16 protein-coding genes and 1 pseudogene are annotated in these 13,646 nt (G+C 65.4%); 4 read left to right on the top strand and 13 right to left on the bottom strand.

The genetic code is table 11. From position 1 onward, the window contains the following. Nucleotides 1–79: 79 nt before the first annotated feature. Nucleotides 80–988 carry a LysR family transcriptional regulator gene (locus tag MJ122_RS28035; RefSeq protein WP_239746973.1) on the bottom strand — a complete coding sequence of 303 codons (909 nt, stop codon included), beginning with the start codon at nucleotides 986–988 and terminating at the stop codon, nucleotides 80–82. Nucleotides 989–1,094: 106 nt separating this feature from the next. Here MJ122_RS28035 and MJ122_RS28030 point away from each other — a divergent pair, with 106 nt between their 5' ends. Continuing rightward, nucleotides 1,095–2,324 carry an SGNH/GDSL hydrolase family protein gene (locus tag MJ122_RS28030; RefSeq protein ID WP_239746972.1) on the top strand — a complete coding sequence of 410 codons (1,230 nt, stop codon included), beginning with the start codon at nucleotides 1,095–1,097 and terminating at the stop codon, nucleotides 2,322–2,324. Nucleotides 2,325–2,459: 135 nt separating this feature from the next. On the opposite strand, the gene MJ122_RS28025 is transcribed toward MJ122_RS28030, so the two are convergent. The 5 genes from MJ122_RS28025 to MJ122_RS28000 all read right to left on the bottom strand — a co-directional run bounded on the left by MJ122_RS28025 (nucleotide 2,460) and on the right by MJ122_RS28000 (nucleotide 6,750). Beyond that, complete coding sequence (locus MJ122_RS28025; RefSeq protein ID WP_239746971.1) at nucleotides 2,460–3,575, bottom strand: PilT/PilU family type 4a pilus ATPase; 1,116 nt, start codon at nucleotides 3,573–3,575, stop codon at nucleotides 2,460–2,462. 114 nt (nucleotides 3,576–3,689) lie between these two features. Then, nucleotides 3,690–5,006, bottom strand: a complete 1,317-nt coding sequence (locus MJ122_RS30120) for a methyl-accepting chemotaxis protein (protein ID WP_275590862.1) — start codon at nucleotides 5,004–5,006, stop codon at nucleotides 3,690–3,692. Between the two features lie 134 nt (nucleotides 5,007–5,140). Next, on the bottom strand, nucleotides 5,141–5,296 hold the full coding sequence (locus MJ122_RS28010; RefSeq protein ID WP_172419206.1) for a hypothetical protein: 156 nt from the start codon (nucleotides 5,294–5,296) through the stop codon (nucleotides 5,141–5,143). A gap of 301 nt (nucleotides 5,297–5,597) precedes the next feature. Further along, the gene (locus MJ122_RS28005) at nucleotides 5,598–5,879 is read right to left on the bottom strand and encodes a peptidylprolyl isomerase (RefSeq protein ID WP_017516439.1); all 282 of its coding nucleotides are present in this window, start codon (nucleotides 5,877–5,879) and stop codon (nucleotides 5,598–5,600) included. A gap of 286 nt (nucleotides 5,880–6,165) precedes the next feature. Beyond that, a complete protein-coding gene (locus MJ122_RS28000; protein ID WP_239746970.1) occupies nucleotides 6,166–6,750 on the bottom strand; it encodes an NAD(P)H-dependent oxidoreductase in 585 nt (194 codons plus the stop codon). A 167-nt stretch (nucleotides 6,751–6,917) separates the two neighbouring features. Here MJ122_RS28000 and MJ122_RS27995 point away from each other — a divergent pair, with 167 nt between their 5' ends. Then, entirely contained in the window at nucleotides 6,918–7,217 is a 300-nt protein-coding gene (locus tag MJ122_RS27995) for a putative quinol monooxygenase (protein ID WP_088418094.1), read from the top strand. A 4-nt stretch (nucleotides 7,218–7,221) separates the two neighbouring features. Here the strand turns inward: MJ122_RS27995 and MJ122_RS27990 are convergent, their stop codons facing one another. Both MJ122_RS27990 and MJ122_RS27985 read right to left on the bottom strand, forming a co-directional pair. Continuing rightward, a complete protein-coding gene (locus tag MJ122_RS27990; protein ID WP_239746969.1) occupies nucleotides 7,222–8,664 on the bottom strand; it encodes a diguanylate cyclase in 1,443 nt (480 codons plus the stop codon). A 99-nt stretch (nucleotides 8,665–8,763) separates the two neighbouring features. Next, nucleotides 8,764–8,907 carry a hypothetical protein gene (locus MJ122_RS27985; RefSeq protein ID WP_239746968.1) on the bottom strand — a complete coding sequence of 48 codons (144 nt, stop codon included), beginning with the start codon at nucleotides 8,905–8,907 and terminating at the stop codon, nucleotides 8,764–8,766. Between MJ122_RS27985 and MJ122_RS27980 the strand changes: the two genes are divergently transcribed. Next, nucleotides 8,906–9,754, top strand: coding sequence for a CAP domain-containing protein (locus tag MJ122_RS27980; RefSeq protein WP_239746967.1), 849 nt, complete (start codon nucleotides 8,906–8,908; stop codon nucleotides 9,752–9,754). The genes MJ122_RS27985 and MJ122_RS27980 overlap by 2 nt on opposite strands. A gap of 4 nt (nucleotides 9,755–9,758) precedes the next feature. Here the strand turns inward: MJ122_RS27980 and MJ122_RS27975 are convergent, their stop codons facing one another. The 5 genes from MJ122_RS27975 to MJ122_RS27955 form a co-directional block, all read right to left on the bottom strand. Continuing rightward, nucleotides 9,759–10,271, bottom strand: a complete 513-nt coding sequence (locus tag MJ122_RS27975) for a hypothetical protein (protein ID WP_088418100.1) — start codon at nucleotides 10,269–10,271, stop codon at nucleotides 9,759–9,761. Between the two features lie 183 nt (nucleotides 10,272–10,454). Further along, a complete protein-coding gene (locus MJ122_RS27970; protein WP_239747030.1) occupies nucleotides 10,455–11,291 on the bottom strand; it encodes a bifunctional allantoicase/(S)-ureidoglycine aminohydrolase in 837 nt (278 codons plus the stop codon). A gap of 177 nt (nucleotides 11,292–11,468) precedes the next feature. After that, nucleotides 11,469–12,353 carry a LysR family transcriptional regulator gene (locus tag MJ122_RS27965; RefSeq protein WP_088418102.1) on the bottom strand — a complete coding sequence of 295 codons (885 nt, stop codon included), beginning with the start codon at nucleotides 12,351–12,353 and terminating at the stop codon, nucleotides 11,469–11,471. Nucleotides 12,354–12,434: 81 nt separating this feature from the next. Next, nucleotides 12,435–12,707: a hypothetical protein gene (locus MJ122_RS27960; protein ID WP_017516447.1), complete on the bottom strand. Its 273-nt coding sequence runs from the start codon at nucleotides 12,705–12,707 to the stop codon at nucleotides 12,435–12,437. Nucleotides 12,708–12,848: 141 nt separating this feature from the next. Beyond that, nucleotides 12,849–13,070: a DUF1654 domain-containing protein gene (locus MJ122_RS27955; RefSeq protein WP_017516448.1), complete on the bottom strand. Its 222-nt coding sequence runs from the start codon at nucleotides 13,068–13,070 to the stop codon at nucleotides 12,849–12,851. Between the two features lie 350 nt (nucleotides 13,071–13,420). On the opposite strand from MJ122_RS27955, the pseudogene MJ122_RS27950 reads away from it, so the two are divergent. Beyond that, a pseudogene (locus tag MJ122_RS27950) lies at nucleotides 13,421–13,646 on the top strand (hydrolase); the annotation flags it as partial.

Below are 13,646 nucleotides of genomic sequence, written 5' to 3'. Positions count from 1 at the left end.
CTCGGGGGCGAATGTCAGGGTTCGACCAGTCGCGGGTGCGCCGGTTCTGCTTATTGGCCAACAGCATAGCCGCTGCTCGTCAGAGAGCCTGGAAACCGGGCAGGCGCGGCAGGCGTTCGCTGAGGAAGTCGATCAGCGCGCGGGTCCGGGCCGGCAGGAATCGCCGCGAAGGATACAGCAGGCTGGCCTCCTGGGTTGGCCCGCGCCACTCCGGAAGAATGCACTGCAAGGTGCCGTCGGCCAGCAGATCCGCCACAAGCCAGGCCGGCGTCAGGCCGAAACCGGCGCCCAGGCAATAGCTCTCGCGGATCGCCAGCGAGCTGTTCACCGTGTAGCGACTGCGCGTGGCGAGGTTCAGCTCGCGGCCGTCGGCGTGGCGCAGCAGCAGGTTCTGCCCGGCGTCGAGCCAGGCAAATCGCAGGTATTGCGCCAGCGGCAGGTCTTCGGGAGTAGCGAGAGCCGGCAGACGGGAAAGCCACTTCGGTGACGCCACCAGGTAGCGCGGCGAGCGGGCCAGCGGGCGGGCGATCAATGGTTCCGGCAGTTCACCGCCCAGGCGCAGGGCGAGGTCGATGCCTTCCTCGGCAAGGTCGACGAAGCGGTCGTTGAGCAGCAGCTCCACCTCGACTTCCGGGTGCAACTGCATGAACTCCAGCAGCAGTGCATTCAGCCTCAGCACGCCCAGGCTTACCGGTGCGCTGACCCGCAGGCGGCCAAGCACCTGTTCGGTCTCGCCACGCGCCTCGCTGACGCCCTCTGCGTAGCTTTCCAGTGTCTGCCGGGCGTGCTCGTAGAAGCGTCGGCCCTGTTCGGTGGGCTGCACGCGGGTAGTGCTGCGGACCAGCAGTTGCGCGCCGACCTGGCGCTCCAGCGCCGCCATGGTCTTGCTCACCGTCGGCTGGCTGCTGCCGCACTCGCGCGCCACCGCGGAAAGGCTGCTCAGCTCTACGGCGCGGACGAAACAGTGCAACGCCTTGAGAGTATCCATGTCCTATTCGTTTATCGAATGACGGGTCTGCCAATATGCCGTCTACCGCCGTGATTGGGAATGACCGAGGCTGCGCCCATCCCATCGCCCGATATCGAGGAACACCATGAAGAACCTGCTGCTCGCCGCCCTGATTGCCCTGGCCCTGCCGCTGGCGCAGGCTGAAGAAGGACACTGGCAGGCGACCTGGAGCGCCAGCCCGCAGCGCACCTGGGGCAAGGAAGTGCCGTTGCCATTGGGCGTGCCGCCGGTGATCGGCAACCACACCCTGCGGCAGATCGTGAAAGTCAGCCTGGGCGGCCGGCGCGTGCGCATCGTGCTGTCCAACGCCTACGGCAGCCAACCGGTGGCTATCGGCGGCGCGGCTGTCGCGCTGGTGGCGCCGGCCGGGCGCTTGGGTGGCCCGAGTCGCCGACTGACCTTCGCCGGCCAGCCGACGGCCTACATCGCTCCGGGTGCTGAGCTGTTCAGCGATCCGCTGGACCTCGCCGTTCCGTCGCTGGGCGAATTGTCGGTATCCCTCTACCTGCCGCAGCCGACCGCCATCGAAAGCTTCCACTGGGACGGCAAGCAGCGCGTCTACGGTGCGCCGGGAGAACAGCTCGACGCCGCGCACCTGCCCGCGGACGGCAAGATGGAAGCGCGCCTGTTCCTTGCCGATGTGCTGGTTGAAAACCCCGAGCCGCGCCCGGTGGTGGCGGTGCTTGGCGACTCCATCACCGATGGTCGTGGCGCCGGCCTGGACGGCAACCAGCGCTGGCCGGACGTGTTGGCGCAGCGGCTGGCTGCGCACAACGTGGGCGTGATCAATGCCGGAATCTCCGGCGCCCGCCTGCTCTCCGACGGCATGGGGCAGAGCGCCCTGGTGCGGTTCCAGCGCGACGCGCTGGGCAAGCCGGGAGTGAAGGTGGCTATCGTGCTGCTGGGGATCAACGATATCTCCTGGCCCGGCAGTACCTTCGCGCCGAACAACCCGTTGGCGCAGTACGAAGACCTGGTCGCCGGTTACCGGCAACTGATCGCCCAGGCCCAAGTGCGCGGCGTGCGTATCGTCGGCGCAACCCTCCTGCCATTCGAGCGCGCCCTCAGCGGGTCGCCCATCGAGAATTACCACGCGGCCAACAAGGAAGCGCTGCGCCAAAGGGTGAACCAGTGGATTCGCCAGAGCGGGGAATTCGACGCGGTGGTGGACCTGGATGCGCAGTTGCGTGACCCGGCCCGTCCGTTGCGTCTGCTGCCCAGGTACGACAGCGGCGATCACCTGCATCCCAATGATGCGGGGAACCGGGCGATGGCTCAGAGCGTGGATATCGAGCAATTGCTGAAGGGGATGTGATGTCTTCCGCGAGGGTGGGAGTGGCCGGGAAGCGATCGCGGACGGAGTCCGCTCCTACGCACGTCCTGACCGGCTACGTAGGAGCGGAGTCTGTCCGCGATAGGACTGATATCGGCACGTTCGGAACAGGCCCGCTCAACTGCCGAACGCCGGCCCGATGCTGTCGTCGTCCATGCCGCGCTCCAGCTTGATCTTCAGCGCAAGATCGGTGCGCGAGTCGGCGAACTTCAGGGCGTCGGCCACGCTCACGCGCCCTTCTTCCAGCAGCTTGTAGAGGCTCTGGTCGAAGCTCTGCATGCCGCTCTCCAGCGCGCGTTCGACGGCTCCCTTGAGCTCGGGCAGCTCGTCGCGCTGGATGATGCCGCGGATGTGCGGCGTACCCAGCACCAGCTCCACCGCTACAGCGCGGCGCTGGTGGCTGCCGGGCACCAGGCGCTGGCCGATCAGCGCGAGGATGTTCTGCGACAGGTCGGCCAGCACCTGCGGGCGCGCCTCGTCGGGGAAGAAACGGGTGATGCGCTCGATGGCGTGGCGGCAACTGGTGCCGTGCAGGGTGGCGACGCACAGGTGCCCGGTTTCGGCGTAATGCAGCGCGTGCTGCATGGTGGCGGCGTCGCGGATTTCGCCGAGCATGATCACGTCCGGTGCCTCGCGCAGCACGTTGCGCAGGGCGTCCTCGTAGCTGTGGGTGTCCAGGCCGACTTCGCGCTGGTCGATGATCGACTTCTTGTGCATGTGGAGGAACTCGATGGGGTCCTCGATGCAGACGATGTGCCCGGAACGGTGGCGGTTGCGAAAATCCAGCATGCTCGCCAGGGTCGTCGACTTGCCCGCGCCGGCCGCGCCGATCACCAGGATCAGCCCGCGGTCCTGCATCGCCAGCTTGTCGAGGATCGATGGCAGGCCGAGGGAGGTGACGTCCGGAATCACCTGCTTGATCAGGCGCACCACCATGGCCACTTCACCACGCTGGTAGTAGATGTTCGCGCGAAAACGCCCGATGTCCGGCACGCTCAGCGCCAGGTTCATCTCCAGGTCGCGCTCGAAATCCTGCACCTGGGCTGGCGACATCAATTGCCAGGCCAGGGTCTTCACCTCGCCGGGCTCCAGCACGCGATCATCCGCCGGCTGGCTGTGGCCTTCGGCCTTCAGGTGCGGCGGCGCGCCGACGCTGAAGAACATGTCCGAGCCGCCACGCTCGGGCAGCAGGCGCAGGTACTGGATGACGTCGGGGAGGGGAGTGTTGCTCATGGTGTCGTCCTGGGATGGCGGGAGGGCGCATCTGCATTGAGCCTAGCTGCAATGCCGGACGGGAGCCTAGGCGAGGCTGCGGCACGCCGTTTTGACGTGCCGCAGGGAAGTGCCTCAGGTCGACAGTTGATTGGCGAACTGGCCCACGGCGTTGACCACGCGCTGGGCGCTGTCCTGGATTTCGATGATCACCGTGCCGGCCTGGCCGGACAGCTGCAGCCCCAGTTCGGCCTGCTGCTTGCCGCGGTCGATCATGGCCACCGCTTCGCCGGCGAGGTGCTGGTTCTGTTCCACCACGCGGGTGATTTCCTCGGTGGCGGCGCTGGTGCGCGAGGCGAGCTGGCGAACCTCGTCGGCGACCACCGCGAAGCCTCGCCCCTGGTCGCCCGCGCGGGCTGCTTCGATGGCGGCGTTGAGCGCCAGCAGGTTGGTCTGGTCGGCGATGCTGCGGATGCTCTGCACCAGCGCACCGATGGCCTGGGACTGGCGGTCCAGCGCCTCGATGCCCTGGGTGGCCTCCTGCATGCGGTCGGCCAGTTCCCGCATCACCTCCACCGTCTGCTGGACCACGGCGGCGCCCTTGGTGGCGCTGTTGTCGGTGCTTTGCGAGGTATCGAAAGCGATGGTCGCCGCTTGCGCGACGGCGTTTTCACGGTGCACCTGCTCGGTGATCACGGTGGCGAACTTCACCACTTTGTACAGGCGGTCGTGGGCATCGATGATCGGGTTGTACGAGGCCTCAAGCCAGACCTCGTGGCCACGGTTGTCGATACGCTTGAAGCGACCGGTGACGAACTCGCCACGGCGCAGCTTGGTCCAGAACGCCTCGTACTGCGACGAGTTGTATTCAGAAGGCTCGCAGAACATCCGGTGATGCTTTCCCTTGATCTGCGCCAGGCTGTAACCCATGGCGTTGAGAAAGCGGTCGTTGGCGGTGAGCACTTCGCCCTGCAGGTTGAATTCGATCACCGCGGTGGAGCGTTGCAGGGCCTCGATCAGGTTCTCGTGCTCGCGGGAATTTTCGATGGTGCGGGTGAGGTCGCTGGCGTAGATCGAAAAGCGCTGGACCGCCCCGGTGCGGTCGTGCACCGGTTGCAGGATCGAGCGCAGCCAGGCCTCTTCGCCGTCGCCACGCAGCAGGCGGATCACGCCGGCCAGATGCTCGCCGCGCTCGATGGCGTGCTTCACCCTCAGGTGGAAGTCCAGGCCGCGTACGTGGTCGGGGATCAGGTCCAGCAGCGGGCGGCCGATGAGCTGGTCGCCGCGGTGCAGCATCTCCTTCTCGAAGTTGGCATTCACCGACTCGATGCGCCCGCGGGGGTCGAGGAACAGCACGAGCATTTCCTGATCGAGGCTGGCGCGGATCTCCTCGATGGAGGCGAGCTCTTCACGCAGGGCGGCCAGCTCCTGCTTCAATCGCGAGTTGAACATGCGTGGGCTTTCTCTAGGGGTGAGGCACGAAGACTGCTGCCGGGTCGTTTCGCCATTGCATCGGCCGATACGGCCACGACTTTAGCCCCGGATGAACCGGCGTAAGCCCCACCCATCAAGACCTGGTGCGTGTTTCAGACGGTGCTGGTCACTTCCTGACTGACGGCGTTGGCGGCACGCAGCAGGTGGGTGTCCAGCGGCTTGTGCAGCAGCTGGCTGCCGCTGGCAGCGGCCTCCCGGATGCGCTCGGCAGAGGTGTCGCCGGTGATGATCCGCGCCGGCAACATCATCGTCGAGGTACCCGACCCCGAGACGGCGCTGTTCTTCCTGGCGCAGTGCGTCGACCCGGCCGCCAGCCTGCCGGTGGGCCTGCATTTCGTCCTGGGGATGATCGTCAACCTGGTGTATTCCACCGCCGACGCGCTCGCCGTGCTGTTCGCCGCGCTGCTGCTCGGCACGCCGGGCAAGGGGCGTGGACGGCTGTACGGTTCGATTCCGGTGGGATTGGGGGTGACGCTGGTGGCCCGGGGCGGGCCGGAGAGGGAAGGGACACGCCGCCCCCGCAAATGGGCGCGGCGCGGGCGAAGGGGATCAGTCTTCGCGGCTGGTCACTTCCACCAGGTGGTAGCCGAACTGGGTCTTCACCGGACCCTGGACGACATTCAGCGGGGCGCTGAAGACGACCTGGTCGAACTCGCGAACCATCTGGCCCGGGCGGAAGGTACCCAGGTCACCGCCGCTGCGGCCGGACGGGCAGGTGGAATTGTCGCGCGCCACCTGGGCGAAGTCGGCGCCGCCTTCGATGGCAGTTTTCAGTTCATTGCACTTGGCTTCGCTGGAAACCAGGATGTGACGGGCGGATGCACGGGCCATGGAATAACTCCTGAACAGGCAGTAGGAAAGGGCGAAGCCTAGCCGATTCCAGGCCTGAACCCAATGCCAGGCGCCGGGTGACTTGCCCCTTTTCGTAGGACGGCGTGGCGCGCAGCGATACCCATGGATTTCCGCGGGGGGAATTGCTGAGGGGTGTCGCAGGCTCCACCCATCCTGCGTTCTATTGCAGCGGGTTGCATGAGCGCAGGAGCGGATTCATCCGCGATCGGCGTCGCCCGGCGGAAAACGATCGCGGACGCAGTCCGCTCCTACGCAGATGTTCGCCTCAGGCGCCGAACACTTCGCTCAGGTGCTGCTGGTAGCGCTGCACATCGCCCTCGATGTTCGGGCGCTTCATCACATCCACGCAGAGGAAGGTCGGCAGCGGGCTCATGCCCAGGAACTGGTTGGCCTTGTGGAAGGGGAAATACACCGCGTCCACGCCCTTGCCCTCGAAGAAGTCGGTCGGGTCGTCGAAGGCCTGCTGGGGGGCGTTCCAGGTGGCCGAGATCATGTACTGCTTGCCCTGCAGCAGGCCGCCGCTGCCGTACTTCTGCGAAGCGTCGGAACGGGTACGGCCGTCGTTGGCGTAGAGGCTGCCGTGGCCGGCGGTGAACACCTCGTCGATGTACTGCTTGACGGTCCAGGGCGCGCCCATCCACCAGCCAGGCATCTGGTAGACGATGACGTCGGCCCAGAGCATTTTCTGCACTTCTTCCTGGATGTCGTAGCCGCCGTCGATGAAGGTTTCCTTCACGTCGAAACCGGCGCGGTCCAGATGGGCGATGGCGGCTTCGTGCAGGGTGGCGTTGTAGCGGCCGTCGGAGTGGGCGAACTGTTTGCCGCCATTGATCAGCAGAATCTTTTTCATGAGTGGGCTCCGCAAGGGAATGGAAAGTCGATGACGGCAGAATATCGATCCGCCCGGTGCGGAAAAACCCGTTCCCGGACAAATGATCCGTGCGTGAGAATCAATAATGTGAGTGATTGATTTGCGTCAGGATTAGGCAATCTTTCCACCACAAGGATCGCCGTCCGATGTATGCCTTCATCCTCCAGGCCCATACCCGCCCTGAAAAATCCCAGGCTTTCGAAGACCTGTTCCGCGCCTACCTGACCCCCAGCCGTGCCGAGGAAGGTTGCATCCAGTACCACATGCTGCGCGATGTGAGTGATCCGACGCTCTTCACCTTCTTCGAGGTCTGGCAAAGCCGCGAGCACCTGGCCATCCACACCGCACTGCCGCATATGCGCGAGTTCCATGAGCGGCGCATGGAGTACCTGCGCCGCGATTTCGCCATTCAGGAAATCGAGGTGATGGACCCGTTGCCGCGTTGAACGCTCAGGCCACCACCCGGTTGCGCCCACCTTCCTTGGCCTTGTAGAGGTTGGCGTCCGCTGCGGCGATCAGCGCTTCGATGCTGCCGGCTTGCGTGCACGACGTGCTGGCCACGCCGACACTGATGGTGACGATGCCGCGCGCGCCCTTCTCGTGGGGCAGCGCGGCTTCCTCCACCGAGCGGCGGATCGATTCCGCCACCGTCGCGGCTGCCGCGGTGTCGCAGCCAGGCAGGATCACCACGAACTCTTCGCCGCCGTAGCGTGCAGCGCCGTCGTCCTCGCGCTGGCAGCCCTGGCTGACCAGGTGTGCCACGCTGACCAGCGCCAGGTCGCCGCGCGGGTGTCCGTAGTGGTCGTTGTAGGCCTTGAACTGGTCGATATCCATCATCAGTACCGCCAGGTTGCCGTCGCCTGCCCGGCGGCGGTGCCATTCGCGATGGGACTTTTCATCGAACCAGCGGCGGTTGTGCAGGCCGGTCAGCGGGTCGGTGTCGGCCTGGTTGCGCAGGTGGCTTTCCTTGGCGTCGCGGCGACGCAAGTCACGGGTCAGGCGGTAGGCGAAGAAAATCGTCGCGGCGTTGATTGCCACCAGCAGTCCACTGGTGATCAGGGTGCGTGCGGTCCAGGTGTTCAGGATCGCCTCGCGGCACAGCTCCACCGACACCACCGCCTGGTAGTCGCCGATGCGCCGGTAGCCGCGCCAGTAAGCGTTCGAGGTGCCGTTCTGCTGGCGGAAATAGTCGTTGCGCCCGCTATCGACGAACTCGCGGAAGGTATCCACCTCATCCCCGTGCGCGCGGGTCGGGTCGTGTGGCCATTGGGCGAGCACCGTGCCGTCGAGCAGGCGGATGGTGATGACGCCATGCTTGCCCAGATCGAGGTCGCGCACGAAGGACTCCATGTGCTGCAGCTCTTTGATCGCCGCGACGACACCGACGAATTGACCATCCTTGTCCAGCACGGCGCGGCTCAGCGCGGTGCTGGTCGAGGAGCGGGGATAGGACGGCATGAACGGATGGCTGAGCAGCAGCCGGCCCGGGTTGTCGCGCGCTGACGTGAAGTATTCGCGCATGGACAGATCGCGGCTGGATTCGCCGGCGTGGTTCAGGTCCGCCAGCAGTTCGCCCCGTGCGTCGGTGACCACCAGCGTGCCCGATTGCACGGAGCCTGCGGCATGGCCTTCCACCAGTTCCTGCAGGACTTGCTGCGACAGCGCCGGAGTTGTCGGGCCGGTGATCACGTTGGAGAGCGTCAGCAGGGTCTGCGCGTGCACGTCCAGGTCGCGGTGGAATTCGCGCTCCACCAGCAACAGGGTGTTCTTGCCGGTGGCGTGGGCGTAGGCCAGTGCATCCTGCTTCATCTGCAGCATGTGCCAGCCGGCGAGCAGCGAGGCGAGCACCGCCAGCAGGAAGGTAAGGCAGAACACTCGGATCGGTTTGAGCACTGCGCTCCTCCTGCTATGGCTCGGACTTTGTTCAGTTACCTGAATTGTCCGATATGTCGGGTGGCATACAACGGTAGTTGGCAGGACCCTTGCCTTATGTCAGGCCGCGTAGGAATTTTTCGTACAGGGCGGCAGCCATTCTTTGCCGGGTTTTTCCATCCACGGAACCTGTTCGAGCCGGCCGCAGCCAAACGCCGAGAAATCCCGCATCATTGAGCCTTTTCGACCATCGGAGCCTTCCATGCCCAGCCAGTCGTTCCTTCCGCGTAGCCTGCTGTTGTCGCTTGGCCTGCTGGCCGCCGCCGGCGCCAGCGCGGCCGACCAGGACCAACTGCTCGAAGCCATCAACGCCTACCGTGGCGACGTGCAGTCCTGCGCGGGCCAGGCTTCCCAGGTGCTGCCGCCGCTGTCGCCGGACCCGCGCCTGGCGCTGCCGGCTTCGGCAGGGGAATGGAAGGCCGCGCTGAACCAGGCCGGCTACCCGATGAGCAGCGTGCGCATGCTCAGCCTCACCGGCCCGCGCGACGTCACGGCCGCCATGAAGGCGCTGCAGGAGAGCTTCTGCCAGGTGTTGCTGGACCCGCAGTTCGTCGATGTCGGCATCGTCCGCGAGGGCGATGACTGGCGCGTCCTGCTCGGCCGCCCGCTGCTGCAGGGCAAGCTGGGGACCTGGGAAACCGAAGGCCAGCAAGTGCTGCAGGCGATCAACGCCGCGCGCGGCAAAGGCCGCCAGTGCGGCGGGCAGGCCTTCGGCCCGGCTGGCGCATTGAGCTGGAATGCGACCCTGGGCGGCACCGCCGAGGCCCATAGCCGCGACATGGCCAACAACAACTACTTCGATCACAAGGGCCGCGATGGCAGCACGCCGGGCGACCGCGCGGAGCTCAACGGCTATGCCGGCCAGCGCATCGGCGAGAACATCGCCGCCGGCCAGGGCAACGCGCAGAAGGTGGTGGACAGCTGGCTGGCCAGCCCCGGCCACTGCGCCAACCTGATGAACCCGCAATACAGCGAGCTGGGCGCGGCCTACGCGGCGGACCCGAAGAGCGACGCGGGCATCTACTGGACGGCGATGTTCGGCTCGCCCTGAGCCGTCACCGGGCGCCGCCGGGCTCGCTGGCCTGGCGCTTCACCTTTGCCGCGAGAATGGCCGCCTCGACCGCCGCCAGGGTGCCCGAGGCCGCGGGAAGTTCGAAGACGCGGCTTTCGGCAAGGGAAGAGACCCGCTCGCCGCTGTCCAGGGTGAACTCCACGAACGCCAGGTGCTCCGACCAGGAACGGTAGCGCCGCACCATGAACAGGCTGTGGCGGCTGCGCACCGAGCTGATCTTCTCCAGGGAAATCTGCCGGTGGCTGTCCTTGCCGCACAGCACCAGTTCGCCCTTGTCGATGAACGCCGGCTCGGCGCGCGAGACGCGGCGCCACTCCACGGCGAAGCGCGCGACCAACAGCAGCAGGCAGAGCGGCAAGGCAGAGAACAGGCCGACCACGCCACTGAACATCTTGATCAGCGTGAAGACGGTCATTGCCAGCAGGATCAGCAGGGTGAAGGCGCGGTAGAAATGGACGTTGTCGAACTCGGTCTGCGGCAGGAACCGGACTTCCATGTGCGTATGTCCTCGGCGAGTACGAAACCTCTCTCAGCCTGCCTTTTTAGCAGACCGGGCGCCTCTTGCCATGCGCGGTGGGTCACGCTGCGCGGCGTTGCAAAAAGAAAAACCGGCGCCTGGGCGCCGGTTTTTCATTTGCTGCTGCGGGAATCAGGCTGACTTCCCACCTGAACCATCCACTCAGTGCGGCTGGTTCAGGGTCAGGCGCATGTGACGGTTCACATCCTTGTACAGCAGGTAGCGGAAGCGACCGGGGCCGCCGGAGTAGCAGGCCTGCGGGCAGAAAGCGCGCAGCCACATGAAGTCGCCGGCTTCCACCTCGACCCAGTCCTGGTTCAGGCGGTACACCGCCTTGCCTTCCAGCACGTACAGGCCGTGTTCCATCACGTGGGTCTCGGCGAACGGAATCACACCGCCCGGCTCGAAGTTCACGATGTTCACGTGCATGTCATGGCGCATGTCGGCCATGTCGACGAAGCGGGTGGTGCTCCAGCGGCCTTCGGTATCGGGCATCACCTTCGGCTCGATGTCCTGCTCGTTGGTGACGAAGGCTTCGGGCAGCGCTACGCCGTCGACTTTCTGGTAGTGCTTGCGGATCCAGTGGAAGCGGGTGTGCTGGCCGCTGGTGTTGCGCACCTTGTAGTCGGCGCCCGGCGGAATGAACGCGTAGCCGCCCGGCTTCATGGTGTGCACTTCGCCCTGCAGGGTCAGGCTCAGCTCACCTTCGACGATGAACAGCACCGCCTCGGCGTTGACGTCCTGCTCGGGCTTGTCGCTGCCGCCCTGGGGCGCCAGTTCGACGATGTACTGCGAGAAGGTTTCGGCGAAGCCCGACAGCGGGCGGGCGATGACCCACATGCGCATGTTGTCCCAGAAGGGCAGGTGGCTGGTGACGATGTCACGCATCACGCCCTTGGGGATCACGGCATAGGCTTCGGTGAACATGGCGCGGTCGGTGAGCAGCTCGGTCTGTGCCGGGTGCCCGCCGTGCGGCGCGTAATAAGTGGATTTGGCCATGGGGTAATTCCTCATTGTTGTCTTGCTGCCCGGCGCGTAAGGCGCCGTGGTGAGCAATGCGTGCAGAGCGGCGCGCTTGTCGGTGCGCTGGCCGTCGCTGGAAACCACGATATCCAGCGGCGTGTTCATGCACAAATTAAATGTTGGAATCCGATGTATTCGGTTTCTGAATGCGGTTCAGCCTTTCGTATCCTGCGCCAGGACCCGTGACAGTACGCGCGCCAGCTCCTTCACCATCGGGTCCACCGCTGGCCGGTGCAGCATCGCCACCTCGAACACGTCCACCGAGGGGAGCCCGATATTCTTCGGCAGCACGGCGTGCTCCGCCGTCACCGCGCGCTGGGGCAGCAGGCCGATGCCCATGCCGTCGGCGATGGCCGACTGGATGCCGGAAAGGCTCGAACTGGTGAAGCTTATGTGCCAGCGCCGGCCGATGGACTCCAGCGCCGCGATCATCTCGTCGCGGTACACCCCGCGCGGCGGGAAGGTGACGATGGGCAGCGGGTCCAGCTCGATGCAGGCGTTCTTCGCGCTGTCCACCCAACGCGTCTTCTCCGGCCAGCAGGCCACCGCTTCGCGGGCGTTCTGCCGCTGCTTGAGCAGCACCAGGTCCAGTTCGCCGCGGTCGTAGCTGGCGGACAGGTCGCGGCTCAGCCCGCTGGTGACTTCCAGCTTCACCTGCGGGTAACGGCGGTTGAACGCGGCCAGTTGCTCGGTGGTGCGCCCGGTGGCGAAGTCGTCCGGCACGCCGATGCGCACCGTCAGCGCCACGGTGGCGCCGGACAGCGCCTCGACCATCTCGTCATTCAACGCCAGCAGGCGCCGGGCATAGCCCAGCAGCGTATCGCCCGCGTCGGTGGGCAGCACATCGCGGTTGCCGCGCTCGAGCAGGCGATGCCCGGCCATCTCCTCCAGCCGACGGATCTTCTGGCTGACCGTGGACTGGGTCGAATGCAGGCGCGTGGCGGCAGTGGTGAAACTGCCGCAGTCAGCCACCGTAACGATGGCTCGCAGCAGGTCTAGGTCGAAGAGGCGGGTATTGGGTTTATCACTATCGCTCATGGCGGTATCGGAAATCTGAATGCGATACCGCTTTCTAACAGCTCAGCCCGCGCCCCGGCAATTCACCTGCATCGTCGGCGCTCAGAAGTCGACGGTCTTCGCCCAGGGATCGCTGATGCTGCTACCGCGCCGGTCGCCCTTGCGGCGGTCGTCTTCGAAGCGGATGGATTGTCGTCGGTCGGCGCTGCAACGGCGTTCGCCGTGGCGGGTGTCGATCTGGAACGTGGCCTTTGCCTTGGCCGGCATCGCCGCAACGGGCGGGGCGGCGGGTTCCATGGGAACCAGGCTGAGCTCATCGATGGTCAGGTCATCGAAGTTGAAATCACTGAGGTCGAAATCGTCGTCGAGATTCATCACGCGTCGCTCCACTGCAATACCCTCAGAGGTGAGCGTAGAAGCGTAGTGGCGTTGCGCTTCCTCAGCCGACGGACTGCAGGTGGGGCGCTGCCTGCTGACGCTTCCTGTCGGCCGCAGTGGCGGGTTTCCCCGCGCTGTTCAATCCAGCCAGCTGTGCCACGCCAGTCGAATCGCGCCGTCCTGCAGGGGCAGCAAGGTGAGGTTCGGCGTCTGGCGAAGATCGGTGACCAGTTGGCTCCAGGCGGCGGAATCGTCGTTGGGTTCGCGGCGCAGGGTGATGCCGAGGTTCTTCAGGGTGGTCGGGTCTGCCAGCAGGGCGTTCACGCGGGCGGACAGCTGGTTATAGGTTGCGGCGTGCATGGGTGGCCTCCGGTTCGGGTGGATGGAAAATACTGTATGTAAATACAGTATTTCTTGTAAAGACCCGCGTGATCATCGGCAGGAGGGTTTCCGATGGGCGTGCAATCGGGCGGCCCTGGGGCGGGGTTCCGGGTGATGGTGGTATGTGTCTCAGCCCTTGAGTGCCGAGGGTTTGAGGGTTGGTCTGCTGTAATCGTTCTGAAAATGGAACGCTAGAGGCTATTTTTGCCGTCTGGTGCACCAAGGGTGTCGAAATTAATCTTTGTTCCATGCAGTGACGCACTGCAAGACGAGTCCAAAACCTTTCCGGCCCAGCCGGCACCCACTGAAAGCAAATCGAGGATTTCACCATGACCAACGCCACCTACAACCGCCTGGACAAAGACAACGCCGCCGTACTGCTGGTCGACCACCAGGCGGGTCTGCTCTCGCTGGTCCGCGACATCGATCCGGACAAGTTCAAGAACAACGTGCTGGCGCTGGGCGACCTGGCGAAGTTCTTCAACCTGCCGACCATCCTCACCACCAGCTTCGAAACCGGCCCCAACGGCCCGCTGGTTCCCGAGCTGAAGGCCC

The organism is Pseudomonas sp. DP-17 (genome assembly GCF_022380625.1).
In the GTDB taxonomy this organism is placed as follows: domain Bacteria; phylum Pseudomonadota; class Gammaproteobacteria; order Pseudomonadales; family Pseudomonadaceae; genus Pseudomonas; species Pseudomonas nitroreducens_A.
The sequence above is the reverse complement of the archived record's forward strand: the minus strand, read 5'-3'. Positions and strand labels throughout refer to the sequence as shown.

What these genes read in the sequence shown, in the direction of transcription:
- MJ122_RS28035 (WP_239746973.1), bottom strand. Translation starts at nt 988, where the DNA reads ATGGATACTCTCAAGGCGTTGCACTGTTTCGTCCGCGCCGTAGAGCTG.
- MJ122_RS28030 (WP_239746972.1), top strand. Translation starts at nt 1,095, where the DNA reads ATGAAGAACCTGCTGCTCGCCGCCCTGATTGCCCTGGCCCTGCCGCTG.
- MJ122_RS28025 (WP_239746971.1), bottom strand. Translation starts at nt 3,575, where the DNA reads ATGAGCAACACTCCCCTCCCCGACGTCATCCAGTACCTGCGCCTGCTG.
- MJ122_RS30120 (WP_275590862.1), bottom strand. Translation starts at nt 5,006, where the DNA reads ATGTTCAACTCGCGATTGAAGCAGGAGCTGGCCGCCCTGCGTGAAGAG.
- MJ122_RS28010 (WP_172419206.1), bottom strand. Translation starts at nt 5,296, where the DNA reads ATGATGTTGCCGGCGCGGATCATCACCGGCGACACCTCTGCCGAGCGC.
- MJ122_RS28005 (WP_017516439.1), bottom strand. Translation starts at nt 5,879, where the DNA reads ATGGCCCGTGCATCCGCCCGTCACATCCTGGTTTCCAGCGAAGCCAAG.
- MJ122_RS28000 (WP_239746970.1), bottom strand. Translation starts at nt 6,750, where the DNA reads ATGAAAAAGATTCTGCTGATCAATGGCGGCAAACAGTTCGCCCACTCC.
- MJ122_RS27995 (WP_088418094.1), top strand. Translation starts at nt 6,918, where the DNA reads ATGTATGCCTTCATCCTCCAGGCCCATACCCGCCCTGAAAAATCCCAG.
- MJ122_RS27980 (WP_239746967.1), top strand. Translation starts at nt 8,906, where the DNA reads ATGCCCAGCCAGTCGTTCCTTCCGCGTAGCCTGCTGTTGTCGCTTGGC.
- MJ122_RS27985 (WP_239746968.1), bottom strand. Translation starts at nt 8,907, where the DNA reads ATGGAAGGCTCCGATGGTCGAAAAGGCTCAATGATGCGGGATTTCTCG.
- MJ122_RS27975 (WP_088418100.1), bottom strand. Translation starts at nt 10,271, where the DNA reads ATGGAAGTCCGGTTCCTGCCGCAGACCGAGTTCGACAACGTCCATTTC.
- MJ122_RS27970 (WP_239747030.1), bottom strand. Translation starts at nt 11,291, where the DNA reads ATGGCCAAATCCACTTATTACGCGCCGCACGGCGGGCACCCGGCACAG.
- MJ122_RS27965 (WP_088418102.1), bottom strand. Translation starts at nt 12,353, where the DNA reads ATGAGCGATAGTGATAAACCCAATACCCGCCTCTTCGACCTAGACCTG.
- MJ122_RS27960 (WP_017516447.1), bottom strand. Translation starts at nt 12,707, where the DNA reads ATGAATCTCGACGACGATTTCGACCTCAGTGATTTCAACTTCGATGAC.
- MJ122_RS27955 (WP_017516448.1), bottom strand. Translation starts at nt 13,070, where the DNA reads ATGCACGCCGCAACCTATAACCAGCTGTCCGCCCGCGTGAACGCCCTG.